Genomic DNA, 26967 nt, shown 5'->3' on the forward strand with positions numbered 1-26967 from the left:
TTTACTCTCAACCTTAAGCTATTATTTTATCACAAATATTGCAAAATATCAATAGAGCTTTTGAATATAGCTAATACAAACAATTTCTGTCATCCTATATATAGCTAAACTGACTTACGACAATTTGAAAAACTATCATTTTCCAGATGACAGATTTTAACAAAAGCGTTGTGGTAAAGCATCAAGGCGCCGAATGCCAAAAGTTTTAAAATAAATCCTGCCTAGCAGCTTATTTGCTCAGTTAAAGAACTCCTAATTATATTTGTCTTGCATAAATCAAGAAGAGATGGTGGTGTTTGTTTTGTGTTATGGTTTACAGAGATATCTTTAAATGTATCACAAATTGTTTGTGTTATGTCTTGTGTAAGACTTACTCTTTCTCCAATTACGTTTACAATATGAATACCGTCCTCTATCAATTTTGTTAGTAAAGATAGATCATCTGAATTTGTTATTCCTTTTTTTCTTAAAAATTCTTCTATCTCCTCAGTTTCTGGTATTGCTGATAAGTCTTGTATTGTTAAATCTTGAATTTTTGCTAAAGATTCTGGTGTAATTTGCTGATACTTCTGTGCCACAAAAAGCTCTGTAAACTTGATTTTCAATATTTTTTCCCATCGTTCTTTTAGAGTGGTATGCAGTTTCGTTTGAGAATTGAATGAAAAAACGATATCTATTATTTGTAATCTAAATGTGTTACTTATATCTGAAAACAGGTTCCCTTTAAAAATAAGTAAGTTAGAAAGGTAGCGGTTTATTTTATCTCTTACTTTTGAGATAAATCTGCCATCAGCTAAGTGCTCAAATTTAGTATCTTTTATGATAGAGAATACGGATTCATACCTAGCTTTTATGGTCGTTTCGAGGAGAAGTTGAAACAATCCAACATTTTCAAGAAAAGCTCTTTTCTGCTGGTCAGATTCATTGTGCGGAACATCATCATGTGTATGTGCGTAAAAGGCAAATTTTATGTGCTGTGGATTAAACACGCAAGAAAACTTTCCTGTTGTGTTTAAATAGCTTGCCTTATAAACCATATCATTTTCTTGCAATGTCCACCACAAGTTAATACGATTCAATATTTCTCTTACCTTATTACCATCAAATCTTTTATCTGAAAGCATTTGTAGTACTTTATCCCGAGAATTGAACATTTTACTATTTAAAAGTGCATGAGTTGCTTCGGGATCTTTTTCAAAAGCAACTATTAGATTATCTAAAATGTTTTTATTTTTACTTTTATTATCCAAGCAATCAAAGAATGCTAAAACTTCGTCAACATTTGCACAGTTTTCATATAGCTTAGTACTGAAAATGTTCTTAAGAACCTCAGTAGGAATGTCCATTAGCTTACAAAATAACCTGTTATTTGCCAAAAATGGGTGTAACTTTTCTATTAAAAATGAGGCAGATACGTGACTGTCATAAATCTCTTTGCATCCTAAGAAACCAATACGACTACGGAAGAATTCTGATTCATCAGGCGGAAAAGTATCTTTGAGGTCATCAATATGTTTTAAATTATCAATCACATTTTTATTTTCCAACATTGAAGCGAAGCTATCAAACTCTTCTTCACTCATCTTTCCGTGCAAAAAATCTTTGATCGCTCCAAACAGACTGGACTGATAACTGAAATCAGAAGGTAGGGCTTCAACTAAATCTTTCTTTAAAAGTAATCTTCTAAGATTATCTTGAATTATTCTTTTTTTGTGGTACCCATCATATCTATCATATGAACAACAAAGGATTACTGGTATATATTTAGTTATTTGCACAGCAAGCATCTTTTTATCTCTAAAGGCATCAGACATATTCTTCACTAAATCATGGTTGTCAAATAAGTCTACGAAGTTAGATAAGTGTGAGGCATGTGCATATCTTGGATCCCTCCCTAGTAAAAATCCATCTAACTTAAACAGTGTTTTAAGTAATTCTATATCGATAGCATTAACTACTCTAGCAAGCTTTTCATGTGTGTTATAGATTTCATGTATATGATATCTGCCATACCCCTCTTTCTGAATTAAAGGTTTTAAGTCACTTAGGCCTAAATAGTCGGATATAATTTTTGATTTCTCTTTGTCATGAATCTTAGTAGTGACACTTGCTATAAGCCTTGAGTGTCCTACGCAGCAAGAGATAACTTCCCTTATACTAAGATCACCATTCTTGAGAAGCTCTGTTAAAAGTTCTTTGTTACTATCTTTTACCTCAAGAAAATTTTCAAGGTCTGCTGTATATAGACCGTCACCGGAGAACTGGGTAATAGATAAGCTAAAAACTCTACCAAATTTAATTCCTTCCTTAATCCACAAAGACAAAAAGAACTCAGGAAAAAGTGTAATTTTCGCAACTGCCAACAAGGTGCTAATCGATAAATGTAACACCAAAAATGGTATTACACATAGCAAACACAGCACTACCAATGGAGCAATAATAATGTACTTTAATGCTATATTTATGTTTTTTGTCTCCCAGATAGCAATAATCAAGAAGAATGGAGCTGCTGCTATAAAGAGCAGTGCTGTCAACGGTAGCATTATAGCTTGATATAAACGTTTTCTTATGTGCTTTACCGCCATTACAGTTTCATAATTACTACTTCAATTAAACATACTTTAAGAATCGAGCTTTGTCAATTTTTATGTTAAACTGTTTAGTACTCACAATCTCGTTTGTGAACCTATAGCTATATATAACGAATGAATTTTTTTATATATTCGTTATTAGTATTTTGTATTTCCTGAACAGTTCCATGGGAAATGATCTCCCCTTCATATAATACTGCTATTTTATCAGCTATTTTAAATGTGCTATGAATATCATGTGTAATCGTGATAATTGTAGGGTTAAAGTCTTTAGATAATTTTATTATTATCTCGTTTACTATATCTGACATAATTGGGTCCAATCCTGAAGTTGGTTCATCCAAAATAATGATTTCTGGGTTGTGTGCAATTGCCCTTGCAAGTGCTACTCTTTTTTTCATTCCGCCTGATAGCTCTATTGGAAACATATCTGCTATGTTTTCCTCCAGTCCAACATCATTTAATTTCTCGATTGCTAGCTGTTTTGCCTCCTTTTTGCTGATATTAAAGCGCTTTTTATAATTAAAAGATATATTTTCCCACACTGTAACGTAGTCAAATAAAGCGGAATTTTGAAATAAAACCCCAAATTTATTTTTGCTTTTACTATTTATTTTAACAGACCCTGAGTCTGGAGCAAGCAAGCCGATAATTGTTTTTATTAGTACAGATTTGCCGCTCCCTGAGCCGCCAAGTATGACTAATGATTCCCCTTTCGATATATCAAAATTTAGATCTTTTAGTACTGTCCTATCATCAAAAGATAAGCTTAAGTTCAATATTGATATTATGGGGTTACGCATGTATCAAAGTAATCATGTAGTTTGCTAAAATGATCAGCATGGACGATAAAACAACAGTTGATGTTGTAGCAACACCTACTCCTCGTGCACCTTCTTTGCAATGGTAACCGTAATAGCAACTTGAGACAGAAATTATGGTGCCAAAAGCAATTGCTTTTATTAGCCCAGTTATAAAATCGTACGTATTAAAGAACTGAGCTGTGTGTTTAATGTATATATTTAAATTGTGGTTAAATTCGAAGACTGCAGTGATACATCCTCCAAATATTCCTATTAAATCTGCACATACTGTAAGTATGGGAAATACTATGATTGACGCTAAAATCCTTGGTGCAATTAAATATTTAAAAGGGTTGATGTTCAAAGTTGTAAGTGCATCTATTTGCTCGGTGATGCACATTGTACCAATTTCTGCTGCAATTGATGATCCAACCTTTCCTACCATTATTAAGCTGATCAAAACTGGTCCTAACTCTTTAATGATAGTGATCGTAACAAGTTTGGGTATTATCTGCTCTTGGTTAATTAATGAGTCACTCAAGCTGCTTTGTAAAACTATCGCCGCTCCTATGAAAACTCCAGCAAGCCCAACAATTGGCAGAGAGAAAAAGCCTATCTCTATAATTTGTCTTGCTACGTTGATAAAATAATATGGCGGCACAAGGCAGTGGTATAGAGATTGAATAAAAAATATGAATGCACTACCAAGCCTTAACAAAAAATTGATAAAGTACCTACCAATTATTCTAACACTATTTATATCAAAAAAGCTCACTTTGTATTCATTTTAGCTAGAGGTTAGTCTTGCTGATTTTATTAAAATTTTTATTAACTTTATCGCAAAGTATAGCTGAGATATGTTTTAAGTTCAATAGCTAACGTAACTTTACCTTATACCGCACACAACTATACGAACGTTTATCTTTCTAAAAGCAATTTGTATAGCAAATGATGTCATTCCAGCGCTTGACGCTGGAATGGCTTTGTTGCATCGCACCTTATGCGGTAGTAATTTATGATAAATTCATGTAGCAATTTCGAATTTAGCCATACCAATGTCAGTAAATTGATTAAGCAAATAGCACTTAATCAGTAATTCTTTTTCACGATTTACTTCGGATTTATTCCTAAAGCTGAATCCAAATATTTGCTTTAATCTTGAGAAAAATCCTTCAATGTGAGCTCTCTTTCCATAATTTACTTCTTCTTTCCATCTTTTTATACCATTCTCACCATGTAATTTCATTAACTGAATAGCGGCATTTCTATCAAGCATATAATTTATTTCTGGATGTTCTGCCGCATTGTTTATTGGTGGAATTTTTGTCTTTATACCATATTCGTTACACAACTTATAAAGCCTGTGCCTATCATATGCCCTATCTGCATATAGTGCTTTTATGGCATGAACTTCTTTTAGCAAATCACAAGCTCCATAGTGATCAGACCGTTACTGTATTTTGCAGCTATGGCTTTTTTGCTGCTTATATTCAACATTACGTGTAGTTTCTTTACTTGTTCATAGCCACGATATTTTCTGTCAGTGCTATTTTCCTTGCTGTGTGTTGTTGTATATACTAATTCCTGTACTGTCTATAGCAATTCGATATCTTCCATGTTATTTTCTGCAATCATTTATCTTAATATTAAGTTTCTTTTGATGCTTGTGAATAGCTGATAACTTGCAAATTTCTTCCTATTTGTTGCAAATATCCTTTTATAAACCCCACCGTTTGTCTTAAGCCAATTCTAAAGAGACTGGTGATTATATGCACCAAAATTACAACTTTATCGCTATAAATATAGTTGCCGCCCTGCATTTTTGGACTATTTTCATACCAATTTTCGATAGCTTCATCGATGTAACGAAAAATATTTCCCCTTTTTTCAAGGAATTTGTTATATTCGTTTTGGTTACTGACTTTCATTTTCTGTGGCATATTTTTTCTTCAAAGGTTAAATGGCTATTTTATAATGAATTTTATCAGTAACTGCCAGATTTTTTCGGTTGCTATGCAACAAAGCCATCCCAGTGTCAGCTACTTTCATGACATCATCTTGTATCTTTTTTCTGCTTAGTTTAGGTTATGCAGAAGTCTAATACAATTATAGAACAAGTTTAAAAATTCTGGTAAAGTAGTTTTATTTACAAAGAATATGCTACTTGAAATTGAAAAGCGCAGCATAACAAATGCATTGTGGAAGTTGCAAGAAGCAGATCAAAGGGAAATCTTAACTCTTACACAGAGATTTGAGTTACCAGAAATATTAGCAAGAATATTGGTTACTCGTGGTGTTAACATAGAAAATGCAAGCGATTTCTTATATCCACTAATCAGATCGCTATTACCAGATCCCTTTCACCTTCTTGATATGGATAAAGCTGTTTCTCGTATAATACGGGCAATAAAAAATAATGAAAACCTTGCAATATTTGGTGACTATGATGTTGATGGTGCAACTTCGTCAGCATTGATTAACAGGTACCTGAGAGCAATCGATATACACTCTATAATCTACATTCCAGATCGTGTTGATGAGGGCTATGGATTAAACACAGATGCTTTATTACAACTTAAAAAGAAAGGAATTGATTTATGTATTTCCGTTGATTGTGGTACGCTTGCATATCAACCAATAGAAGATGCAAAGGCTTTTGGTCTTGATATTATAGTTGTCGATCATCATCTTGGTACGGAAAAATTACCAAGCGCCGTAGCAGTTGTGAATCCAAACCGCCTTGATGAGAGCTCTCCTTATAATAACTTAGCAGCAGTTGGAGTGTCATTTCTGCTAATTGTTGCTCTTAATAAAAGCCTACGTGAGCAAGGATTTTTTACCAACAAAAAAGAACCAGATTTATTTGATTTACTCGATCTTGTTGCTCTTGGAACTGTCTGTGATGTTATGCAGATCACCGGCCTCAATAGAGCACTTGTCTCACAAGGATTAAAAGTTATGTCAATAAGAAAAAACGTTGGCTTGCGTGTTTTATTTGATGCTTTGGGAATCCTTGAAAAACCAAGTGTTTCTCGATTAGGGTTTAGTATTGGGCCATGCATAAATGCTGGAGGAAGAATTGGAGAAGCATCGCTTGGTGCAAGGTTGCTTTCCACCGATGATGATCAAGAGGCTCATTCAATCGCGCTAAAATTAATAGATTTGAATAATGCAAGGAAAGTGTTAGAAAATGAGGCTCTCTTGGAAGCTACAGCACAAGCGGAAAAGTCTGCCCAATCAGGTGCGAATTTTGTAATGATAAGCGGCAACTGGCACCAGGGGATAATCGGTATAATTGCATCAAAGCTAAAGGAGCAGTTTCACTTACCAACGATAGTGATATCTTTAAACAATGGAATAGGAAAAGCAAGCTGTAGATCAATTTTGGGAGTTGATATCGGTGCTGCAGTCCTTTCCGCAAAGTTTATAAATTTGATTATTGAAGGTGGTGGCCATAGTATGGCGGCAGGATTTTCAATTAAAGAAGACAAAATAAATGATTTGCATGATTTTTTTACTGAAAGATTTTCAAACTCTATAAATGAGAAAACTTTAAAAGCTGATAGTATAGTAACTGCTAAAGCAATAAACTTGTCTTTATGGAATCAATTGCAACGCTTGGGACCATTTGGAGTTGGGAATCCTGAACCAAGGTTTATTATTCAGGGAGCAAAGATAAGAAAGCCTGAAGTTATAGGAGTTGACCATATAAAATGTTTTATTGCTGATGATAATGTTATGGTAAGAGCTATTGCATTTCGTTCTGCAAATACTCATCTTGGCTCTGCTATCATGCAGGGTAATGTTAAAGCTATTTTGGGTAAAATCTCTATGAATTACTGGAATGGCAATGAATTCGTACAATTTTTAATAGAAGATGTATTGACCATTAGTTGAGTGTATCTGTTCAGCAGAGTGGCAAAATAGGTGTATCCGTTCAGCAGAGTGGTAGAATAAGGTAGACAAGGTGATCTAAAAAGATAATCATAGAGCAAAAGTGAGGTAATGTGGTAAACCTTTTAGAACTTTGCAAAAATTTACAGCAAAAAATAGAAAAGTTAGAAGCAAAAATAGAAAGGCTGGAAAGAGAGAATGAAAGTCTAAAGGCAGAGAACAAGGCTTTAAAGATAGAGAACGCTGAATTAAAGGAAAGGCTTGGTTTAAATTCAAAAAACTCATCCCTGCCCAGCTCAAAAGAGCTATACAAAATAAAAAAGGACAAGCCAAAAAGCGAAAGAAATATTGGTGGTCAGATCGGACACAAAGGTAATTATCGCGCTAAAGTGGATGCAGATGAGGTGATAAAGATAGAGTTCTTGCGAATGCGGAGGGAAGATTGCAGTATGTGAAAAACCATATATTCATCAGAAAGTTGATCTGCAGGAAATTAAGCCGTATGTAGTAGAGTATCAGCTAGAGCATGGCCGTTGTCGGAAGTGCGGAAAAAGAAGAAGCAGCAAATTACCAGAAGGTGTTACATCAGATACATTTGGTCCAAAAGTTAAATCGATAATTGCAGCACTCAGCGGATTTTACAAGAATTCAAAGCGCGAAGTGGCTAGCATTATAAATGATATTTTTAATTTGAATATAAGTGTTGGCAGCATATCAAACAGTGAACACAGAGTTGCATCGAAATGCGAAAAAACATATGAGCAAATCGAACAAGAGATAAGTAGAAGTAAAGTTTTACATATTGATGAAACGAGCCATTATAACAAAGGTAAACTCGCTTGGTGTTTGCAAGCAATACGGCAAGTTTTGTAAAATTGACAGAATCAAGAGGAATGAAGGTTTTACAAAATAGCAAGTTCTGCAATCGCAATAGCTTACGACAGGTATGCAGCATACAACTACTTTGCCGATAAAAACAGGCAAATCTGTTGGGCACATTTATCAAGAGATTTTGAAAGATTAGCACATAGTTGGAATATTGAAGTTAAAGTTCTGGGTTGTTACTTGAGAAACGTGGCCACTGAATTATTTGCACTAAAAAAGGCCTTGCTAAAAAATGAGATAGATGTTTTTAGATTTACCAGACGTGCCAGAAAGTTGCGAAAATGTACAAGGTATTATTTGAAGGAAATATCTCGCTTACCTGAAGCAATTGGAGCTTCTCGAGTTGCAAAGAATATTTTGAAATCTGAAAGAATGATGTGGAAATTTTTAGATGAACCAGAAAATATTCCGCTGACAAATAACCATGCTGAACGGCAAATACGGCATTATGTCGTTTATCGCAAAAATTCATATTTTACCCAATCGAAGCGGGGAAATGCATTCCTTGAACGGATAATTTCGTTATACTTAACATGGAAACAAATGGGTCTCAATCCTTTCCAAAACCTCTTATCTATCGTCTCTCACACCACTTAGCTGAACGGATACGAACTAATAGGGTTATTTTTTTCTAAAGCAGACCTGATGCACAGCTTCAACTATATCTTCCACTTGTGGTAATGCTTTTTTTTCTAGATTCGCAGCATAGGGAAGGGGAATGTCCTTGCCAGTTACGCGCATAACTGGAGCATCAAGGTAATCAAATCCTTGTTCCATAACAACGGCTGACAGCTCTGCTCCTATTCCTGCAAATGGCCATCCTTCTTCTACACTAACTAACCTATTAGTCTTCTGAATAGAGTTAATAACAGTTTGAGTGTCAAGTGGTCTTAAGGTTCTGAGGTCAATAACTTCAGCTTCTATACCTTCACTCGAAAGTAAATCTGCTGCATTTAAGGCATCCATTAATTTTAATGAAAAAGCAGTGATAGTTACATCCTTTCCTTCCCGTATAACAGCAGCTTTGCCTATCTCAAGTAGATAATCTTTGTTTGATAGCTCAGAGTCAGAAACTTCATGCTCATGTCCATAAGCTATTTCGTTTTCTAGAAATATTACCGGATTAGGGTCACGAATTGCAGCTTTAAACAGACCTCTGCAATCGGAGGCAAAATAGGGTGCTATTACTTTTAACCCCGGTATATGCGAATACCAAGCTACAAAGCATTGAGAATGTTGTGCAGCAACTCTTGCTGCAGCGCCATTTGGTCCACGAAATACTATAGGGCATCCAAGTTGTCCGCCTGACATATAATTTGTTTTTGCTGCGGAATTCACAATTTGGTCAATAGCTTGCATAGAAAAATTAAAAGTCATAAACTCGACTATTGGCTTTAATCCAGCAAATGCCGCTCCAACAGCAAGGCCAGCAAATCCATGTTCGGTGATAGGCGTATCAACTACTCTGTTTTCTCCAAACTCTTTCAGTAATCCTTTCGTTACTTTATAAGCACCATCATACTCTGCAACTTCTTCACCCATGATAAGCACATCAGAGTCGTTTTGCATTTCTTCTCTAATTGCTGTGCATAAAGCTTCTCTTACACTTAAGGTTGCCATTTATAAACTTTTATAGACTTTAACTAAACTAACTATATCAGAATTACTGGGGGTAAGTAAAGTGTACAAATTAAGTTTTACAAATACCATATTGTATTGAACCTTGGTTCTTTCAATTCAGTGGTGGGTAAGGTCATTAATCCACTACAGAGATTGCGAAGGTAAATAAATATTCAGTTTTATGACAAGAGGGCTATCAAGTAACTTCTAGCCCGTCTCTCGGCTATGGTATTACTAATCAAACAATGACTATGCGAAAGACCTAATAACATGTATAATCTATAAATAATTTTTGAGGTAGATTGTGGAACTAGGTGTTAATATCGATCACGTTGCAACCCTCCGCAACGCACGCGGAACTTCTTATCCAGATCCATTGAAAGCAGCAGAAATAGCCATTGACGCTGGAGCAGACTTTATTACTGTACACTTACGAGAAGATAGAAGACATATTAGGGATGAGGACGTGTTTAACCTAAAAAAAAGCATTGACACTGAGCTAAATCTTGAAATTGCAGCCACGGAAGAAATGCTTGAAATAGCAAAAAAGGTAAAACCCTATTCGATTTGTATAGTACCAGAAAAAAGAGAAGAATTAACAACCGAAGGTGGCCTGGATATCGTTAATATATACAGCAAACTTTCTAGTATAATAGAGGAAATGCATAGCTCTAGCATAAAAGTCTCACTGTTTATCGATCCAAATATTGATCAACTAAAATATCTTGAAAAGCTAGAGACAAAACCTAACATAATAGAAATTCACACAGGGGATTACTGTGATAATCCATCAGAAAAAAAGTTACAGTTAATTACTAATGCTGCAGAGTACGTCAATAAATTAGGAATAGAATGCCACGCAGGACATGGCATAACTTATAAACACGCTAAGAAGATGACAAAAATACCTCACATCTCAGCTCTTAACATAGGCCACTATTTAATTAGCGAAGCTGTATTTTACGGTTTACACAGCGTAGTAAAAACAATGAAAATGACAATGTCTAACTAACTGCTGCTTTTTCCTTCTCATTTAAAATACTTAAAAGAGTTTGGCTTGCTTTAAATTTTACCCTTGTCTTTTCAGGAACAGTCATGATCTCACCATTTTGAGGGTTACGACATTGTTTCTCCTGACTGATAGCAGTAGAAAATGTTCCTATCCCATGCAAACGTATTTCACCTTTCCCATGCAGCTCATTCTTTATTATTTTAATAAACGCATCATGAATCTTGCTCAAATCAGATTTTGTTATATCTATATTCTGACCAGAACAATCTTCTTTTAATTGTTTTATTATATCCTCTTTACTCATAAATTACCTTAATATTGAAAAAATCACACAAATAGCATATTATGTTGACACCGATAGTCAACTAAATTCATCACAAAAATAGAGGATATCATACACTTTTGCAAATATTTGTATAATACTTACAAAAAAACACCCCTATAAAATAACTATCTCTTAGAAAATTGACACTTTTTTCGAGCTTTATGTTGACCATATTTCTTACGTTCAACAACACGTGAATCTCTAGTTAAGAACTCACCATTACGTAATATAGAATGCAAATCTTGGCTTATGCTACTTAAAGCTCTGCTTATTCCATGAGCTAGAGCACCTGCTTGACCAGATAGCCCTCCACCTTTTACAGTTGCAAATACATCGTATTTATCCAATGTGGAAGTTGCAACAAATGGCATTTTTACTATTTGGCATACTGACTCTCTTTTAAAATAAGAAATTAGATCGCCTTTTTTGTTAACACTAAATTTTCCACTCCCCGGCTTTATCCATACTCTTGCTACAGATTCTTTTCTTCGGCCTGTAGCATATAAACGACCAAGCGAATCAACTGCTGATTTAATTGTCTTTTCTGACCAATCATTGTTATTTATTGTAGAACTCTTCATTTTTACTCCATTACTTTTTATTTTTACGATTCAAAGAGGCAAAATCTATCTTTTCAGGTTGCTGTCCTTGATGCTTATGCTCTGAACCAGAATAAACATACAAATTTTCAAAGCGTCTACGTGCCATAGGCCCATCATCAAGCATCCTTTTCACTGCCATTTCTATTACACGCTCAGGAAATTTGCCATTTAAGATATTATCTGGAGTATTTTTCTTCAAACCACCAGAATAACCTGTATGCTTATAGTAAATTTTATCTTTAAGCTTCTTCCCGGTAAAATGCACCTTTTCTGCGTTGATAATAATTACATTATCGCCACAATCCATATGAGGTGTATACTCAGGTTTATGCTTTCCACGTAATAGTGTCGCTACAAATGCTGCAAGCCTCCCTACCACTAATCCTTCTGCATCTATGACAAACCACTTTTTATTGATTTGTTTCTCTTTTAAGAAAAAAGTCTTCATTATTTAATCCAACAATAGTAAGCTATGATATACTTAATTTCTCAATAGTGTCAACAATATTAGTTATTGATTATTAAAGTAATTTATGTTAGTAATTGAGCTGCGCAACCAATATGCATAGGAATTAGAATGTTTCGATTGATTATCACACTTGCGATCATTTTTAGTACTATAAGTTGCTATGCAAGCGATGTGGGAGAAGTGATAAACAAAGCCATCAAAAATAGCTCAAAAATAAAGTCTCAATTTTACCAATATAAAAGCGCAGAAAAACACTATAAATCCTCTGGGTTAGCTGGATTTTTACCTGACATTAGTTTGCAGTACAACTTCGATAGCAGTTTTAATCTTTATCCTTATAGTCCATCTAATTTATCTGGAAAACGCCTGATATTAAGCCAAAGGATAATAGATGGCGGTGGCACCTTTGCCACATTCAGTCGATCAAGCCATCTTCTCAAAGCAGAAAAAATGCGATTTCAGCAGTTAAAACAAGAGCTTGCACTTAATGCTGTGAAAGCATATGTTAATGTTTTACAAAAGACAGAAATATTAAAGCTCAGAGAACATAAAGAACGCGTTTCTTTGGAACATTTGTCAGCTATGAAAAAACGCTTTTCCCTTGGAGAGGTAACCAATGCTGAAGTTTTGTTAGCAAAAGCAAAATTTTCGTCTTCTATATCCGAAAGAGTTGATGCTGAAGGTAAATTAAAGTTGGTAAATATTGCTTATTACCATTTAATTGGCGAAGATGCTGATGACCTTTCTGAAGCTAATGATAAACTACCTTCTGTTCCAGAGCTAAATGAATGTTTACAGTTAGCAAAAACCAATAATTTATCTTTAAAAGCAGCAGTTTATCAAAAAAGAGCAGCCGGAATGGAAGTGATTGCTGAAAGCTCCAAGTGGCTTCCTTCTTTAAATCTAAGCGCAAGTAAAAATTTTGGGAAGGATGGTATAAAGTTAGACAACCTATTAGAAAATGTTCATGTAGTTTTTACTCTTGATGTTCCAATCTTTAAAAGGGGAATTAATGCTTTTGGTGTCAGTAAAGCTAAAATGGATGCAAAAAAATCTACCTACGATTATTATGAAACGGTAAAAAATATAGAACAAGCAGTTGTAAATGCTTGGAATAATGTGCTGACAGCAAAGGCCATTATCAAAGCAAGTCAAGAAGCGGAAAAAGCAGCAGCTTTAGCATTGGAAGGAGTTGAGCAAGAAGTAAACTTAAATTTAAAGAGTACATCTGACCTTTTGGACACTGAAGATGCATTATTTAAAGCACGTTCAGACTTAGTTGAAGCAAAAAGCAATTATGTGATTAGTGTTTACAACTTGCTTTTTATAATAAATAGTATAAACCTCTAAATTTAATGGTATTAGCACTATGCATGATGAACAAGGCAATCAATCTGTAAAAGATATCCTAGAAGATATAAAAAAAGCTATATCGGGTAAAAACGCGAGTAACGATAAAGCAGAAATAAAGGATGAAAATGATAATGTGCTATACCTTGAGGAAGAGTACCCAGAAGACATAGAAGAAGATGGCAAAAAAGAAAATAGCGAAAAAGAGGACATTGATAATGATGACCAAAGTGAGGAAATGGCTTGCAACAATAACCAATTTAATGGCCATAGCTACAATTCAGAAGAAAAAAAAGATATTTATTTGTACGATAATATCCAAATGAGTAATAACAAAGCGAGTAATAGCGGCTTACAAGCGCAAAATAACGATCATCTAATTTTAAAAGAGAATATGGAAGAGATCAAAGCGTTGCTTGGAAAAATGCAAAACGAATTGCAGCATAAACAACAAAAAAAAGCGAACCTTACTGTTGAAGAATTAGTTACATCTCTTTTAAAACCTCAGCTCTCAGAATGGCTGAATAAATATCTACATGCACTGGTAAAAGAAGTAGTTGAAAAAGAGCTTAAAGATATAATCAATAATAAGTAGGGTATTAGCAATAAAAACTAGAGTAAAGACGGCTAGAGGCAGAAAACTATCTTCAACAAGGTGGCTACATCGTCATTTGAATGATCAGTATGTGCAAAAAACTAGCAAGGATGGTTATAGGTCACGCTCAGCATATAAGCTGGTAGAAATAGATAACAAATTTAAATTATTCCAAGAAGGGCAAAAAATTATTGATCTTGGTGCTTCTCCTGGTGGATGGTCACAAGTTGCATCTCAGAAAGGTGCAAATGTGGTTGCTCTTGACATAAAACCAATGAACGCAATTGATGGAGTAGAGTTTATACAATGCGATATTATCAATGGGCTTGAAATTTTAAGAGAAAAATTCAAGGATCAAAAATTTGATGTAATTTTATCTGACATGGCCCCCGAATCTTGTGGTTTAAAATCGTTGGATCATATCAGAATTATGCTTTTATGTGAGGCAGCGCTCAATTTTGCAAAGCATTTCTTGAGTCATGGTGGCACGTTTGTAGTAAAAATTTTCCAAGGAGAATCTGATAAAGATTTTTGTAACGAGCTAAAAAAAATGTTTAAAACAGTAAAATACTTTAAACCAAAGTCAAGTAGATCTGAATCTACAGAAATGTATTTGGTAAGTTTAGGCTTTATTGGCAGCAGACCTCCTATATAATATTAATCCAAGTAGCTCACAGAAGTGAAAAACTTCCTTGACAAGCCTCGCCAGCCCCCTTATCATGAAACTGAAGCTATTTATTTATCTTCGCAATCTCTGCAGTGGATTAATGACAAAAAACTTAATGTATTTGGCGTAAATCATGCTTAATTTTTTGCACTATGTGCACCTCATGTCTTTATAAAACTTTTAGGTTTCTACCTATACAAGCCGAAACGCGCTTATAAAGCGTTTAAGACAGTAAAAGACGTCAAATAGACAAGGGAGAATTTGAATACTAGCTACCCTAGGGTTTCTTTGCCTTTTTTTCCGTTCAGTAAATTTCTTAACGTTTGTAATTTAGGTTAGTTGCATTTAAAAGCAGCTAAATTGCAGCGTTTAGAATAAAAAACGCCAATATTTTGAAGTACATATAAATAACTAGTTAACCATGGGGTTTCTTTTGCCTTTTTTTTCATTTGGTAAATTTTTTAATGTTTATAGCTAACATGAACAAACATTTGAGAGTAACTTCCGCTAGTAGGGTGTCATCCCAGTGCCCAGACACTGGGATCCAGGAATTTTATTAAGTTGGTGAGCATAAAAATAGATGTTTTACGTTAAAATACAATGTTTTGATGATTATGGAAAGGCTGGATTCCAGTGTCAAGCACTGGAATGACACCATAGGGGCACTGCCATCATAAAGGAACCAGTGTCAGCTACTTGAATGACATCATAGGGGCGCTGGGATGACACCCTGACAATCGTCATCCCGCTACGTGTTAGCGGCTAAGAGATACCCGGCGGTATGAAGGTTCGTGGTGGCATGACGATAAGGTTCCAGTGTCAAGCGTTTGGCATGCAAATTTCCTTAAACGTTCGTAAGCTTAAAACTTTACTTTAGATCAAACTGCTGTATAGTGACTTTATAGCTTCAATTTTGTAATGAATATACCTAGTATAGAAAATTGTGATCTTCACAATAAAACCGTCTTACTCAGAGTTGACTTCAATGTTCCTATAAAAGATGGAGAAATTCGTGATGTCACTCGTATTTTGAGAGCATTGCCTACTGTTCAGTATTTAGTGAATGCGAGTGCAAAGATTATTATTATATCGCATTTCGGACGCCCAAAGGCCAGAGACAATAATCTGTCGCTAAAAAATGTAATTGACACTTTATCGCAGTTACTAAATAAAAAAGTGAAATTCATTGATGATTGCGTTGGTGAAAAAGTGCAAAAAGCAGTGAGTGCTATGGATGCAAGAGATATAATATTACTAGAGAATCTAAGATTTTATAAAGAGGAAGAGCAAAGTGACTTAAATTTTGCCAAACAACTGGCATCTCTAGCGGATATATATGTAAATGATGCATTTTCTTGCTCTCACAGAGCTCACGCTTCTATTTCACGCATTACAGAATTTTTACCCTCCTATGCAGGATTTTGCTTGCAAGATGAGCTAAAGTATCTTGAAAAAGCTGTATCGTTTAAAGCTAAACCTATTACTGCGATAGTTGGGGGAGCTAAAATATCAACTAAAATAAAAGTGCTTATGAAGCTAACAGAAAAGGTTGATTACCTGGTTCTAGGTGGTGCAATAGCCAATAATTTTTTGTCATTTAGCAAAGTAAATATAGGGAAATCTTTCTTTCAAAATGGTGTTGACGACCTTCTACATAATATTGTTGAAACAGCAAATAAAAACAATTGCAAAATAGTTGTACCAGAAGACGTTTTGGTTGCAATAAACTCTGATTACAGCACTAGTATTTCAAGAAAAACTGAGTCCATTTTGGACGGTGATATAATTTTGGATATCGGACCACAAACTTTGAGTACAATAAGCAGTATAATAGCAAGCAGTAAGACTCTGCTGTGGAATGGACCTATTGGTGTTTTTGAACATTCAGCTTTTGCAAGTGGTACAATAGGGGTAATGAAAATCGTAAGTGACTTAATGCACAAAGGAAAGTTAACCAGCATAATAGGGGGAGGTGATAGTCTATCTGCAATAAGCGCTGCAGGCCTTACCGATAAGGACTTTACATATGTTTCCACTGGTGGAGGAGCATTTTTAGATTGGTTAAGTGGTGATGAAATGTCGGGAGTCGCTGCTCTGCAAAAATGATTAGATTAAAACTTTTTTAAATTGTTTCTTGTAAGCTAGCTTTCATTAATTAACTTCCTGATAACATGGATGATAATATTGACAGGTTAATACGAATGTTATAGCTAAACTGACTTAAGTTTACCGACAACCGTCATCCCGCTACTTGTTAGCGGGATCTAGAGATACCGTGGCGGCATGATGTAGGACTGCTGTGACACCATTATAGAATGAACCAGTGTCAGCTACTTGGATAGAAAATAGACTTCTTTCAAAATTCATGTAGGGAGCTCAAAATTGTGAATTGCAGCAATCAAATTAAACCTTAAACCAAAACGTTTTCGTCGGTTTCTATACCTGTCCGAGATGATTTTAAACCTTTTCAATTACGTTTTCAACAATTGCCCTTTGGCTCATAAGTGCCCTGTTCTCTTTTTTTTGTTCTTTGCTTAACGGATTCTTTTTCGTTTTCCTGTGCGGTAATACAACATTTTTGTGTATCTTCTGCATTCCCCTGTAGCCGGCATCAGCTAAGATTTTAGTTTGCGGCAATACTGCTACCTTTGATTCTCTAAACATCCGTGTTTTCTACCATTCGAGAAAGATGTGCATATGACTTTTCTACTCTTCTTCTCTGTTACTATTTGTGTTTTTATAGTATGCCTTTTTTTCTTTCCAGAGTAGAAGGGCTTTTGCTTTTTTTTGGTCTCTCTACTGGCGTTTCAGTTCCGTCTATTACTAAAACTTCATATTCTACATCACTCTTTAATAGCTCTTTTTTTCCTGGTAATGCAAAATCTGGATGTTTTATTAATATGTCTTCTACCCATCTTATTATTTTAAAACTGTTACTTTCACTCATGCCATAGCTTTGCCCAATATGAAAATATGTACGATATTCTCTTATATATTCCAGTGCCATAAGTAGCCTGTCTTCTATGCAAAGTTTACTTTTTCTTCCACTTCTAGCTTTTTTTCTTTTATCCTCCACTTCTAGAATTTCTACCATTCGCTCAAATGTTGCTTTTTTTACCCCTGTTAAACGTCGAAACTTTTCTCCTTCTAACTTTTCTATTTCCTTATATTTCATGCTTTCAAATACTTCATCTTACACTCCCTCTAACAATTTTGAAAGAAGTCTATTGAATAAAAAAGATCATGTGGAGCTTTTATTGCAAAATAGAGCAGATATTAACGCAATCGGAAGAGATAGTTGTACTCCTCTGCACCTTGCTGTTATGAAAGGCAATAAAGAAATTGTCGAGTTATTATTAGATAGGAAGGCAAACGCTCATCTGAAATGTTTTTATAACTCTGAAGAAGGTTATACAGCACTGGAAAACGCTGTAGCAAATCGAAACAAAAAAATTGTAGCATTGTTTCTGCTTCATGGAATCATTTTAGAGTAGAGAAGATGTCCTACGAGCAAATCGTTATATACGGTATAATATTAATTATTGCTATTAAAATATTTCTCTTTTTCAGAAGAATATACAAAAATCTCGTCAGAAAGGCTCCATTGAGAGAGAGTGAAAAGAAAACAGAATATAACTTTGACGACATCCAGGTTTATAAAGAGAATCAGGAAATAGTTGCTATTGCAAAACCAGTGGGTAAATGGACAAAGATGGCTATACTCAATAATGAATTGATGCAGCGGTTAGCACAATTGATACAGGAAGAAGGCGATGAGAAGGGATATTGGGAGCTATTTGTGAAAGCTCAAGCTTCAACCCAGGGTAAGTATAAGGGAAGAGGGCGGTAGCTCCGTTTGGTAGCAAATTCCTGAATTACATACGGGGAATCCATATCATCCCTGTGTAACCTCCCACTTCTCTTTCGCTGCTGAAGTTAGACAAATCGTATACCCTTTTTATTCTTTATAAACAGCTTTACAACAGTCCAACTTTGTGCAAAGGTGTTACTGCTGCATTCGTTAACCACTTTCTATCAATGACTTTATTTTATCTAAATCACAGTCCTTGCTTGAAACTTCTTTGTATAACTGAGGTTCACAAAATTGGCTATAGATACACCTTTTATAGCTCTTATTATTTTCTGTAGTTTTTCCACTCTTAGCTCCTAAATATAAAAGCTATGCGTAAAAAAAATATTATATATAAATATCTATAAAGGTATATCTTTTTATCTTAGGTTTTCCTCGCTGATTTTTACTATCTCAGACACAAATGTGCACAATGAATCCTTTAATCTTTGATCACCAATTTTTTGATATTCTTGCATTATACTCAATATCTTGTTTTCTCCTTGACCATCCTCATCTTCACAATAACTTTCTGCTTTTGATGTAGGTAGTAGAGCTCTATGGGGTAATGATAATCCGTCTGCCAGTTGAGGTGGCTTTTTGAACGATACCTCCCCTTGCTCATATCTGCCTATTTGCTTATAGGGTAATCCGGTTTTATCCGCTAATTCCATCCGTGTAGACCCTCTTGCAAACCGCCAATCTTTTGCCTTATGCGCCATTTGGTAGCTTATAGGTCTTATCTCTTCTGTAACCTTACTAATTTGAATTCCTTCTGACAAAAATCTAGTTAGTACACACACCGCATCACGAACCTTCCGGTCCTTAATTCTTTTTAGGGTTTGCACTAAATCAAATGACTTCTTGTCCTCACTGTTAATACAATTTATTGGCTCCGGGAAGAAATATTCAATATCACGCGATGATTTGTTTGCTATCTTCTCGAGAGTATCAGGTAGAATACTGTGTATTCCTCGCTCATACTTTCCTATTAGTGACTTTGCTACACCAGTTTTTTCTGCGAACTCTGCTTGAGTGCAGTTTAGCTCAAATCTAACATTTTTAACCTTTTGAGTTATGTAGTAACATAAAGAATCAGTATCTATCTTCTTTTCGGTACTCATGTTTTTATTCAATTGCAGTACAAATATATATACCCTTTTATAAAATTTTATTAAAGATAAAACGTTTTTTAGCTAGCCAAGCGGCAAAGTTAAATACTTTTCTATTTTTATTTAAATGTTATATCTTTAATAAAAAACACTAGCAAAGCGGGAATTTTATTTGTAAGATACCACGAAAGTGAGTGCATAAGTTAATAATTGATTTACCATTGACGCTGTATACTGAGATAGTAATAGAGAGGTAAGAGTTATGAATAAAAATGCATTACAAGAGGAAATAAAACGCCACAACGAGTTGTACTATCGGGAAAATACGCAAGAAATAACCGATGCAGAGTACGATGAACTGGTAAAAAAAGTAGATATTCAAACTGTTGGTTCTGCGCCTGATAGAAGATTTTTAGAGGTGGAACATATTGTACCAATGCTCTCGTTGGACAAGGCTCATGGACGAGATGAAGTTGAAGAGTTTCTTGCTAGGGTTAAAAAACTTCTGAATGTGCACGAGTTGGAGATAGTATGTGAGCCAAAAATTGATGGCTTATCGTTTTCTGCGATTTATGAGGATGGTGTATTTATTAAGGGTTCGACTCGTGGAGACGGTTACTATGGTGAGGATGTGACAAAAAATATCGCAACTATAAAAGATTTCCCTAAATTTTTGCAAGGTGTACAAGGCAGATTAGAAGTAAGGGGCGAAGTCTATATAAGAAATGATGATTTTTTAAAATTAAATAAGGATAATCAATTTTCAAATCCATGCAATACGGCATCCGGTTCATTAAGACAATTGGATTCAAAGGTTACCGCTAGTAGGCCATTGAAATATTTTGTTTATTCTTTGATTGGCGGTACAGAAAAGACTCAATTTGAAGTATTAAATAGACTGAAAGAACTTGGCTTTTGTGTTAATGAATATAAATTTTTAGCAAACAATGTAGGCGAAATGTTGGAGTTCTATGATCGAATCTATAGTAATCGTCATAATTTAGGCTATGATATCGATGGCATAGTCTATAAGGTTAATGATTTGAAATTACATGATAGATTAGGAAATTGTAAGTTGGAAATGTGATATAAAAAGAAGCAAGAAGGAAGATAACTCTATAAAAATGTGGTTATCGCCAGGCTTGAGCGACCGTAAGACGGTAGTATTATAACATACGTAGATATCAAGGTACTCAAGCCTATCCTTCGAGACGTTTGAATAGTTGTTTGGGACATATATATGCACCCGTTTACAATCTTAAATTTTAACTTAAACTCTCGAGGTTCTTTATGGTTACATCTTATCAAAATTTTATTGGCATTGATATCGGAAAACTTGAATTTGTTACTGCAGTTAATGAACAAAAAGGTGTCATCAAATTTGACAATAGTTGTGTTGGTTGGAAACAATTCTACCAAAAATTTTCAAATATCTTGCCCAACTCCATGGTAATTTTAGAAGCTACAGGAGGTTATGAGCTTGGCTTATTGTATTTTCTTATTGATAGAAACATTGCTGTGCATCGTGCTAATACTCGTCAAGTTAAAAACTTCATTCTATCTCATGGAACTTTGGCAAAGACCGACAGTCTTGATGCAAAAGCGCTTGCCCAATATGGTTCTGAGCGTTGTGGACATCTGCAGCTATTTACACCTATCTCAAAAGAACAAACCACCTTGTTTGCACTTTGTCAGCGTCGTGACGATATTACGAAAATGCTTGTTCAAGAGAAGAATAGGCTAAAAACTCCTGGAAATGATTACATTAAGGAAAGTTGTCAACAAGCTATTGAATTCCTCAACAACCAGGTAGAAAAGCTTGATCAAGCTATACAAAAAATAGTCAATGAAAATCCTGAATTGCAACGATGCCAAAAAATTCTTGAAACAGTCCCTGGAATAGGTAGAAAAACCTCTCAATGTTTATTGTGTCTCATACCGGAACTTGGTTCTTTAAATAAAAGGCAAATTGCAAGCCTTGCAGGTGTTGCGCCTCATCCTAAGGAAAGTGGTAAAGCTATTGGCTACCGAAGGATTATAGGTGGAAGAAGTAACGTTCGTTCAAAGCTTTTTACAGCTGCCATGGCTGCTGCAAGGTCCAAATCTGCACTTGGTGCCTTTTATTCTAAGCTTATTGAAAGTGGTAAGAAAAAGATGGTGGCTATAACAGCTCTAATGCGTAAAATAATAGTGATTGCTAATGCAAGGCTTAAAGAAGCAGTTAATTTGCATATTTAAAAATTTACATAGCAATAACTGAAATTGGTTAATGAATATGCGCGTCCACACACATTAAAAGCGCATATTCATTAACTTAAGCAGAAATTGCTGTGGTGGCTGTTTGATACAAAATTCTGTTTCTATAACAAATGGGTTTTTATTGCCCATATGAAGTTGCAAAACTACAAATAAAAAATTTTTAAAAAAACATAGTTGATACTATAGCATGAAAAGTAGCTGATCTTACACTAAATGAATGTTTTTGATGAGGTTGCATAGAAGCTGGATTCCAGTGTCAGCTACTCGGATGACATCCTACTGGTAGACAATGTTTGTACAGTTGTGTGTCAATCATTGAGATGACAGGAAGCAATGCAACCTTATTAAAAGCTCAACTTCAACCCAGCCAAGAGCACATAACCAGAGTTGTTATTTTCTATTTTAGGCTCTTTTGTACTAAACTTTACAATATCGAAATAGTATGAAGTACCTAAAAAAAGAGAATTTTCAAGGCTTAAAGCATATGATGTTAACTCGTTTGTACCTTCGCCTGCAATATCCCTGCCACTACTAAAATATGTTAAGCTCGATTTATAAGAATCAGAACGGTAAGCGATACCTGCATTCATATAATACGTATTATTTATTTCAGGATTACGCTTCTCACCAGATTTACCACCATTACCATACGAAAAAATGCAATCAAGATCGAACAATTTTAGCTTCAAACCAAAATTCCAGTGTAGTAATTGATTATGACACTGAAGATCGCTAGGATTTTTATTTGTACAGTCATTAAAATTTTCCTTTGCAAATTCACCAGTTAAGGCAGTAGTAAAACCTATATCATCTGACAAGCTGTTTTTATAGGAAAGGCCAGCAGCAATTAGATTGCTATATTGTAAGTTATTTTTTCCTGGGACATAGCTGAATCCGAGTTGAAAGTTATAGATTTCAGGGGAGATGTAGTTAATTGATGATTGTTTTAACCCTAGTTCGAGTCCATTATAATTACTGTAAATGTTGGGTTTTACCCAAAATACCTTGTCTTTATCATATCCAGGGTCACCATCTTTTTTAGGATCACCGCGCAAATTTGCATAGTTTGCCCAGCAACCATTTACTCCTCCAGCAGCTGCATAAATTTTTGAAGTGTTAGTTAACATGCTCTGACTAACTAAACTTCTTTTACCATATTCAATTGATCCAAGTTCCTGGTTTTTTATGATAAAATACCATTCCTCCATGTCTAACTTTTCTATGTCTAACGCTTTTAGGTTTGCAATACCAGAAACCCCTGCCTTAACATTAACCACCATTTGAGTATTTGGATAAACTTGCTGTAAATAAAGAAAGCGCAAGTATGAATAACTTGAAGTTTTATCCTTAGGCTTAGCATTGAAAGAATCTCTGTTGAAAGCGTAGCCGAATCTCAAATCTATTTTTCCGTCTAGTTCTGCATAAAATATTTCCTTATCCAAAATTGTTTTAGAGCTAGCACTATTCTGCAAAAATAATGATGAAAGCAGTGCTACCAGGTAGTACCTTAACTTCATAAATAAACTTAAATCTTTATAAAAATTTAAGTTTAAACTCAATATAAATAAAAAACAACTTTTCAGAAGGCGCCGCTGGTAGATTTTGCTGCCCGTTTTTGAGCTATATTACCATAAATTATTGATATACTTGGTAAATTTTGCATTAATAACTGCTTATTAATGGCAGAATGTATACGATTAATTATTTTAGATGTACTTTTTACATCGCAGTTAATCAAAACAAAAAGCACTTTATTCTCATCAATATACCCTAGAAAATCATCACTACGGCAATTTTTATAAAAATGTTCTATGATAACTTTCAGTGCATCATTTGTCTCACTACAGCTACTATTTAAGTCAATCACTCCTATAGCTGTATTAATTTGATGTTGAAAGGCAAAATTTAATATAACGTATAACTCTAGAATAGTGGACTCATTGCCAGGTATATCGAATAAGTCATGGTTTTTATATTTTTTACCCATTAGATATTTATCTCTAAAGATTCCTAGTTTATGGGACAAACTGATATCACGTATTAATAGCTCATAATTTATTTTATTACTGGCAAATTGTGCAGTGCGGAAAACTTTTACTTTTGTCCTGATATCTTCTCCTTTAGCATCAGTTAAGGAAAAATCTATCACTTTAGGTAATATATCAAGTAAATCGTGCCCATTTTCGGTATACTCTAAATAATTCTTCATGTCGTCAGCTGCTCTTGCACTTAAAATATTGATTAACGGCTTATTAAGTAAATTTCCTTCCTCGTATTTTAACAAATTCCTTGCGGCTTGATTGAGCCCTAAAATTAACACGTTTTTTTTCTTATTATCCTGACAAACAGATACCACAGCATCATCTTTTCTTCTTGCAGTTATGAAATCATCCATACTTTCATTCTATACAGCGTATTTATAAGTATAATAAGATTATATTAAGATTTACTTACTTATTAATATGCTTAATTGGGTATAGACAAAATGTCATATGGGGCAGCTTTGTTGTAGAAGAATCAAGATTACTGTTTATAGACTTCAAGTTACTGCAAAAAATATTTTAAAACATAGTTGATCTTGACTTTGCCTAGTTAATATTCCAAATTATAAAAAAACAGATAGTTCTATGACGACAAGTCTATTACAAGGCAAAAAGGGATTAATAACCGGAATAATAAATAAGAGATCAATAGCATACGGTATAGCAAAAACTCTCTCAGAGCACGGAGCAGAACTTGCAATCACCTACCAGAATGAAATAATAAAAGAAAAACTATCACCAATAGCAGATGAACTAAATGTGGAGCTAATATTACACTGCGACGTTTCAAATGAAAAAATCATAGATAACGCTTTTGAAATAATAGAGAAAAAATGGGGTACTCTTGACTTTTTGGTGCATGCAATAGCATTCTCCGATAAAAATGAGTTAGATGGTAAATATGTCAATACTTCACTGGATAACTTCCTCAATGCAATGCATATATCGTGCTATTCTTTTACTGCTTTAGCGCAAAGGGCTGAAAAAATGATGTCAGGTGGTGGTAGTTTACTTACTTTATCTTATTATGGCGCTGAAAAAGTTATGCCAAATTATAACGTTATGGGTTTATGTAAAGCAGCACTTGAAGCAAGTGTAAAATATATAGCATGTGATCTTGGACCACAAAATATCAGAGTAAATGCAATTTCCGCTGGTCCAATCAGAACTCTAGCATCTTCTGGAATAAGCGATTTTCACTCCATATCAAAATGGAATAGAAATAATTCTCCGCTCAGACGCAATGTCACAATAGAGGATGTTGGCAAGGCAGCGCTATACTTATTAAGTGACTTAAGTAGTGGCACTACTGGAGAAATTTTGCACGTCGATTCAGGATATAACGTTGTGGGAATGAAGGTGGTTGACTAACAAAGCACTAGTTCCTTCGGGTTCATACACAACTCTATCAGGAGTTTTGTGACTGTGATTGCAGAAAACATCGAACATAAAATTCCTATTGATAGAGTGACAGAAAAGCCTCTAATTGCTCCACTGCCAATAATAAACATTATTCCTGCAGCAATTAATGTAGTGATATTTGAATCCAGTATTGTCTTTATGGCGTTTTTAAACCCTTCTTCAATAGCACGTTCCACTCTCTTGCCAGATTTGATTTCCTCACGAATTCGCTCAAATATTAAAACATTTGCATCCACCGCCATACCGACAGTAAGCGCAATACCGGCAATTCCAGGTAAAGTTAGAGTTGCTTCAAGCAGAGTGAGAATTGATAATATAAGAATTACATTAGAAAAAAGCGCAACAGAGGCCAATACACCTAATTTGCCGTAAGTGATGATTATAAATAAAGCCACGGCTATAATAGAGATAGTTGCTGCCATTTCCCCTGCCTTTATTGATTCTTCTCCAAGACTTGGGCCAATGTTTTTTTCTTCAATTATTTTAAGTGGTGCTGGCAGTGCTCCAGATTTTAAAAGTATTGCAAGTTCGCTTGCTTGTTTTTCAGTGAAATTACCGCTAATTTCTCCCTCTCCATTTAAAATTGGCTCACGTATTGTAGGTACTGTTAAGACTGTGTTATCCAGAACAATTGCAAAAGGTTTTCCCACATTTTCTTTAGTGATTTTTGCGAATCTTTTACTCGCTATGCTGTCAAATTTAAAATGCACTGTTGGTTTACCTAAGTGACCAAATCTAACTGATGCGTTAACCAACGAATCACCACCTATTTCAGTTTTGCGGAATATTGGATAAGAATTACCTAAAGAATCCTTGAGCATGACAGTGGTTTCATGATCTATATCCTGCACCTTGGCTATGTTAGTGTTTGCCAAATGAAAAGCTAGTTTAGCAGTTTTGCCAAGCAGAGATTTTATCTGCTTGGTGTCTTCTACTCCAGGCACCTGCACTAATATTTTATTCTGCCCTTGTTTTTGAACGCTGACTTCCTTTGTGCCAAGTTTGTCCAAACGGCGCTGGACATTGTTTATTGATTCTGCAGCTACTTCACTGATCAAAGAATTTTTATAATGGGGTTTATACGAAATGAGAATTGAAGAATTTCTTCTATTTAGCTCTAAATTTGGATTTATTACATTAATCAACACAGATGCTTTTTTATAATCATCAATATTATTTAAAATTATAACGCTATTTTGTACGTTAGATTCAATATTTTTTGTTAGCAATGTCTCTTTTATCTCAGCTGCTAGCATGCTTAGCTTTTCCTTAAAATAGAAGTCTAAGTCTATGTTTAAAAGCAAAGATGCCCCTCCTTTCAGGTCAAGGCCTAAGTTTATTCTTTTTTTCGAAATAAAAAGCTTATTATCAAAGAAATTTGGCAGTGTTATGTATAAAGCAAATAAACAGATGCATAATACTGAAAAAGATTTGACTATAAGTCTGTTGTACATAAGTTGTAGGTTTAA

General features: G+C 34.7%; 21 protein-coding genes and 4 pseudogenes. 12 read left to right on the top strand and 13 right to left on the bottom strand.

Features of this window, described 5'->3' with window-relative positions:
• Positions 1-221 precede the first annotated feature (221 nt).
• From OPR57_RS02810 to OPR57_RS08155, 4 genes and pseudogenes are all read right to left on the bottom strand, one after another.
• Complete coding sequence (locus OPR57_RS02810) at positions 222-2543, bottom strand: hypothetical protein (RefSeq protein ID WP_265037234.1); 2322 nt, start codon at positions 2541-2543, stop codon at positions 222-224.
• A 149-nt stretch (positions 2544-2692) separates the two neighbouring features.
• Positions 2693-3394 (bottom strand): ABC transporter ATP-binding protein, encoded by a 702-nt coding sequence (locus OPR57_RS02815; RefSeq protein ID WP_265037236.1) that lies wholly within the window; start codon positions 3392-3394, stop codon positions 2693-2695.
• A complete protein-coding gene (locus tag OPR57_RS02820) occupies positions 3387-4169 on the bottom strand; it encodes an MlaE family ABC transporter permease (protein WP_265037237.1) in 783 nt (260 codons plus the stop codon). Before OPR57_RS02820 ends, OPR57_RS02815 begins: the two co-directional genes overlap by 8 nt.
• A gap of 249 nt (positions 4170-4418) precedes the next feature.
• Positions 4419-5334: pseudogene (locus OPR57_RS08155) on the bottom strand (IS5 family transposase).
• A gap of 217 nt (positions 5335-5551) precedes the next feature.
• On the opposite strand from OPR57_RS08155, the gene recJ reads away from it, so the two are divergent.
• Both recJ and tnpC read left to right on the top strand, forming a co-directional pair.
• Entirely contained in the window at positions 5552-7291 is a 1740-nt protein-coding gene (gene recJ / locus OPR57_RS02835) for a single-stranded-DNA-specific exonuclease RecJ (protein ID WP_265037242.1), read from the top strand.
• 110 nt (positions 7292-7401) lie between these two features.
• Positions 7402-8770: pseudogene (gene tnpC / locus OPR57_RS07790) on the top strand (IS66 family transposase).
• 24 nt (positions 8771-8794) lie between these two features.
• On the opposite strand, the gene OPR57_RS02850 reads toward tnpC, so the two are convergent.
• Complete coding sequence (locus tag OPR57_RS02850; RefSeq protein WP_265037244.1) at positions 8795-9793, bottom strand: pyruvate dehydrogenase complex E1 component subunit beta; 999 nt, start codon at positions 9791-9793, stop codon at positions 8795-8797.
• 304 nt (positions 9794-10097) lie between these two features.
• On the opposite strand from OPR57_RS02850, the gene OPR57_RS02855 reads away from it, so the two are divergent.
• Entirely contained in the window at positions 10098-10805 is a 708-nt protein-coding gene (locus OPR57_RS02855) for a pyridoxine 5'-phosphate synthase (RefSeq protein WP_265037246.1), read from the top strand.
• On the opposite strand, the gene OPR57_RS02860 is transcribed toward OPR57_RS02855, so the two are convergent.
• The 3 genes from OPR57_RS02860 to rplM form a co-directional block, all read right to left on the bottom strand.
• Positions 10798-11109 carry an HU family DNA-binding protein gene (locus OPR57_RS02860; RefSeq protein ID WP_265037248.1) on the bottom strand — a complete coding sequence of 104 codons (312 nt, stop codon included), beginning with the start codon at positions 11107-11109 and terminating at the stop codon, positions 10798-10800. The two genes, OPR57_RS02855 and OPR57_RS02860, sit on opposite strands and share 8 nt — an antisense overlap.
• Before the next feature lie 146 nt (positions 11110-11255).
• Positions 11256-11711, bottom strand: coding sequence for a 30S ribosomal protein S9 (gene rpsI, locus OPR57_RS02865; RefSeq protein ID WP_265037250.1), 456 nt, complete (start codon positions 11709-11711; stop codon positions 11256-11258).
• A gap of 10 nt (positions 11712-11721) precedes the next feature.
• Positions 11722-12180: a 50S ribosomal protein L13 gene (gene rplM, locus OPR57_RS02870; protein WP_265037252.1), complete on the bottom strand. Its 459-nt coding sequence runs from the start codon at positions 12178-12180 to the stop codon at positions 11722-11724.
• 129 nt (positions 12181-12309) lie between these two features.
• Between rplM and OPR57_RS02875 the strand changes: the two genes are divergently transcribed.
• From OPR57_RS02875 to OPR57_RS02890, 4 genes are all read left to right on the top strand, one after another.
• Complete coding sequence (locus tag OPR57_RS02875; protein ID WP_265037254.1) at positions 12310-13551, top strand: TolC family protein; 1242 nt, start codon at positions 12310-12312, stop codon at positions 13549-13551.
• Positions 13552-13570: 19 nt separating this feature from the next.
• Positions 13571-14146 carry a PopZ family protein gene (locus OPR57_RS02880; RefSeq protein ID WP_265037256.1) on the top strand — a complete coding sequence of 192 codons (576 nt, stop codon included), beginning with the start codon at positions 13571-13573 and terminating at the stop codon, positions 14144-14146.
• Positions 14147-14222: 76 nt separating this feature from the next.
• A complete protein-coding gene (locus tag OPR57_RS02885; protein ID WP_265037258.1) occupies positions 14223-14801 on the top strand; it encodes an RlmE family RNA methyltransferase in 579 nt (192 codons plus the stop codon).
• A 930-nt stretch (positions 14802-15731) separates the two neighbouring features.
• Positions 15732-16919, top strand: a complete 1188-nt coding sequence (locus tag OPR57_RS02890; RefSeq protein WP_265037260.1) for a phosphoglycerate kinase — start codon at positions 15732-15734, stop codon at positions 16917-16919.
• Positions 16920-17176: 257 nt separating this feature from the next.
• Here the strand turns inward: OPR57_RS02890 and OPR57_RS02895 are convergent.
• Positions 17177-17988 (bottom strand): annotated as a pseudogene (locus OPR57_RS02895) (IS5 family transposase).
• Positions 17989-18070: 82 nt separating this feature from the next.
• Between OPR57_RS02895 and OPR57_RS02900 the strand changes: the two are divergent.
• Both OPR57_RS02900 and OPR57_RS02905 read left to right on the top strand, forming a co-directional pair.
• On the top strand, positions 18071-18307 hold the full coding sequence (locus OPR57_RS02900; protein WP_265037262.1) for an ankyrin repeat domain-containing protein: 237 nt from the start codon (positions 18071-18073) through the stop codon (positions 18305-18307).
• A gap of 110 nt (positions 18308-18417) precedes the next feature.
• Positions 18418-18663, top strand: a complete 246-nt coding sequence (locus OPR57_RS02905; RefSeq protein WP_265037264.1) for a hypothetical protein — start codon at positions 18418-18420, stop codon at positions 18661-18663.
• Between the two features lie 380 nt (positions 18664-19043).
• On the opposite strand, the gene OPR57_RS02910 is transcribed toward OPR57_RS02905, so the two are convergent.
• The gene (locus tag OPR57_RS02910) at positions 19044-19787 is read right to left on the bottom strand and encodes a helix-turn-helix domain-containing protein (protein WP_265037266.1); all 744 of its coding nucleotides are present in this window, start codon (positions 19785-19787) and stop codon (positions 19044-19046) included.
• Between the two features lie 250 nt (positions 19788-20037).
• Between OPR57_RS02910 and OPR57_RS02915 the strand changes: the two are divergent.
• Positions 20038-20844, top strand: a pseudogene (locus OPR57_RS02915) (NAD-dependent DNA ligase); the annotation flags it as partial.
• Between the two features lie 221 nt (positions 20845-21065).
• Positions 21066-22013 carry an IS110 family transposase gene (locus OPR57_RS02920; RefSeq protein ID WP_265035888.1) on the top strand — a complete coding sequence of 316 codons (948 nt, stop codon included), beginning with the start codon at positions 21066-21068 and terminating at the stop codon, positions 22011-22013.
• Positions 22014-22378: 365 nt separating this feature from the next.
• Here the strand turns inward: OPR57_RS02920 and OPR57_RS02925 are convergent, their stop codons facing one another.
• Both OPR57_RS02925 and OPR57_RS02930 read right to left on the bottom strand, forming a co-directional pair.
• Positions 22379-23551, bottom strand: a complete 1173-nt coding sequence (locus tag OPR57_RS02925) for a porin (protein WP_265037509.1) — start codon at positions 23549-23551, stop codon at positions 22379-22381.
• A gap of 62 nt (positions 23552-23613) precedes the next feature.
• On the bottom strand, positions 23614-24429 hold the full coding sequence (locus tag OPR57_RS02930) for a hypothetical protein (RefSeq protein ID WP_265037268.1): 816 nt from the start codon (positions 24427-24429) through the stop codon (positions 23614-23616).
• Between the two features lie 232 nt (positions 24430-24661).
• Here OPR57_RS02930 and OPR57_RS02935 point away from each other — a divergent pair, with 232 nt between their 5' ends.
• Entirely contained in the window at positions 24662-25447 is a 786-nt protein-coding gene (locus OPR57_RS02935) for an enoyl-ACP reductase FabI (protein WP_265037270.1), read from the top strand.
• Here the strand turns inward: OPR57_RS02935 and secD are convergent.
• Complete coding sequence (secD, locus tag OPR57_RS02940; RefSeq protein ID WP_265037272.1) at positions 25444-26952, bottom strand: protein translocase subunit SecD; 1509 nt, start codon at positions 26950-26952, stop codon at positions 25444-25446. The two genes, OPR57_RS02935 and secD, sit on opposite strands and share 4 nt — an antisense overlap.
• Positions 26953-26967 lie beyond the last annotated feature (15 nt).

It is taken from the genome of Wolbachia endosymbiont (group A) of Anomoia purmunda (genome assembly GCF_947251545.1).
Lineage (GTDB): Bacteria > Pseudomonadota > Alphaproteobacteria > Rickettsiales > Anaplasmataceae > Wolbachia.

Coding starts and splice junctions, on each gene's coding strand:
- OPR57_RS02810 (WP_265037234.1), bottom strand. CDS start 2,543: ATGCTACCGTTGACAGCACTGCTCTTTATAGCAGCAGCTCCATTCTTC.
- OPR57_RS02815 (WP_265037236.1), bottom strand. CDS start 3,394: ATGCGTAACCCCATAATATCAATATTGAACTTAAGCTTATCTTTTGAT.
- recJ (WP_265037242.1), top strand. CDS start 5,552: ATGCTACTTGAAATTGAAAAGCGCAGCATAACAAATGCATTGTGGAAG.
- OPR57_RS02850 (WP_265037244.1), bottom strand. CDS start 9,793: ATGGCAACCTTAAGTGTAAGAGAAGCTTTATGCACAGCAATTAGAGAA.
- OPR57_RS02860 (WP_265037248.1), bottom strand. CDS start 11,109: ATGAGTAAAGAGGATATAATAAAACAATTAAAAGAAGATTGTTCTGGT.
- rpsI (WP_265037250.1), bottom strand. CDS start 11,711: ATGAAGAGTTCTACAATAAATAACAATGATTGGTCAGAAAAGACAATT.
- rplM (WP_265037252.1), bottom strand. CDS start 12,180: ATGAAGACTTTTTTCTTAAAAGAGAAACAAATCAATAAAAAGTGGTTT.
- OPR57_RS02875 (WP_265037254.1), top strand. CDS start 12,310: ATGTTTCGATTGATTATCACACTTGCGATCATTTTTAGTACTATAAGT.
- OPR57_RS02880 (WP_265037256.1), top strand. CDS start 13,571: ATGCATGATGAACAAGGCAATCAATCTGTAAAAGATATCCTAGAAGAT.
- OPR57_RS02890 (WP_265037260.1), top strand. CDS start 15,732: ATGAATATACCTAGTATAGAAAATTGTGATCTTCACAATAAAACCGTC.
- OPR57_RS02910 (WP_265037266.1), bottom strand. CDS start 19,787: ATGAGTACCGAAAAGAAGATAGATACTGATTCTTTATGTTACTACATA.
- OPR57_RS02920 (WP_265035888.1), top strand. CDS start 21,066: ATGGTTACATCTTATCAAAATTTTATTGGCATTGATATCGGAAAACTT.
- OPR57_RS02925 (WP_265037509.1), bottom strand. CDS start 23,551: ATGAAGTTAAGGTACTACCTGGTAGCACTGCTTTCATCATTATTTTTG.
- OPR57_RS02930 (WP_265037268.1), bottom strand. CDS start 24,429: ATGGATGATTTCATAACTGCAAGAAGAAAAGATGATGCTGTGGTATCT.
- OPR57_RS02935 (WP_265037270.1), top strand. CDS start 24,662: ATGACGACAAGTCTATTACAAGGCAAAAAGGGATTAATAACCGGAATA.
- secD (WP_265037272.1), bottom strand. CDS start 26,952: ATGTACAACAGACTTATAGTCAAATCTTTTTCAGTATTATGCATCTGT.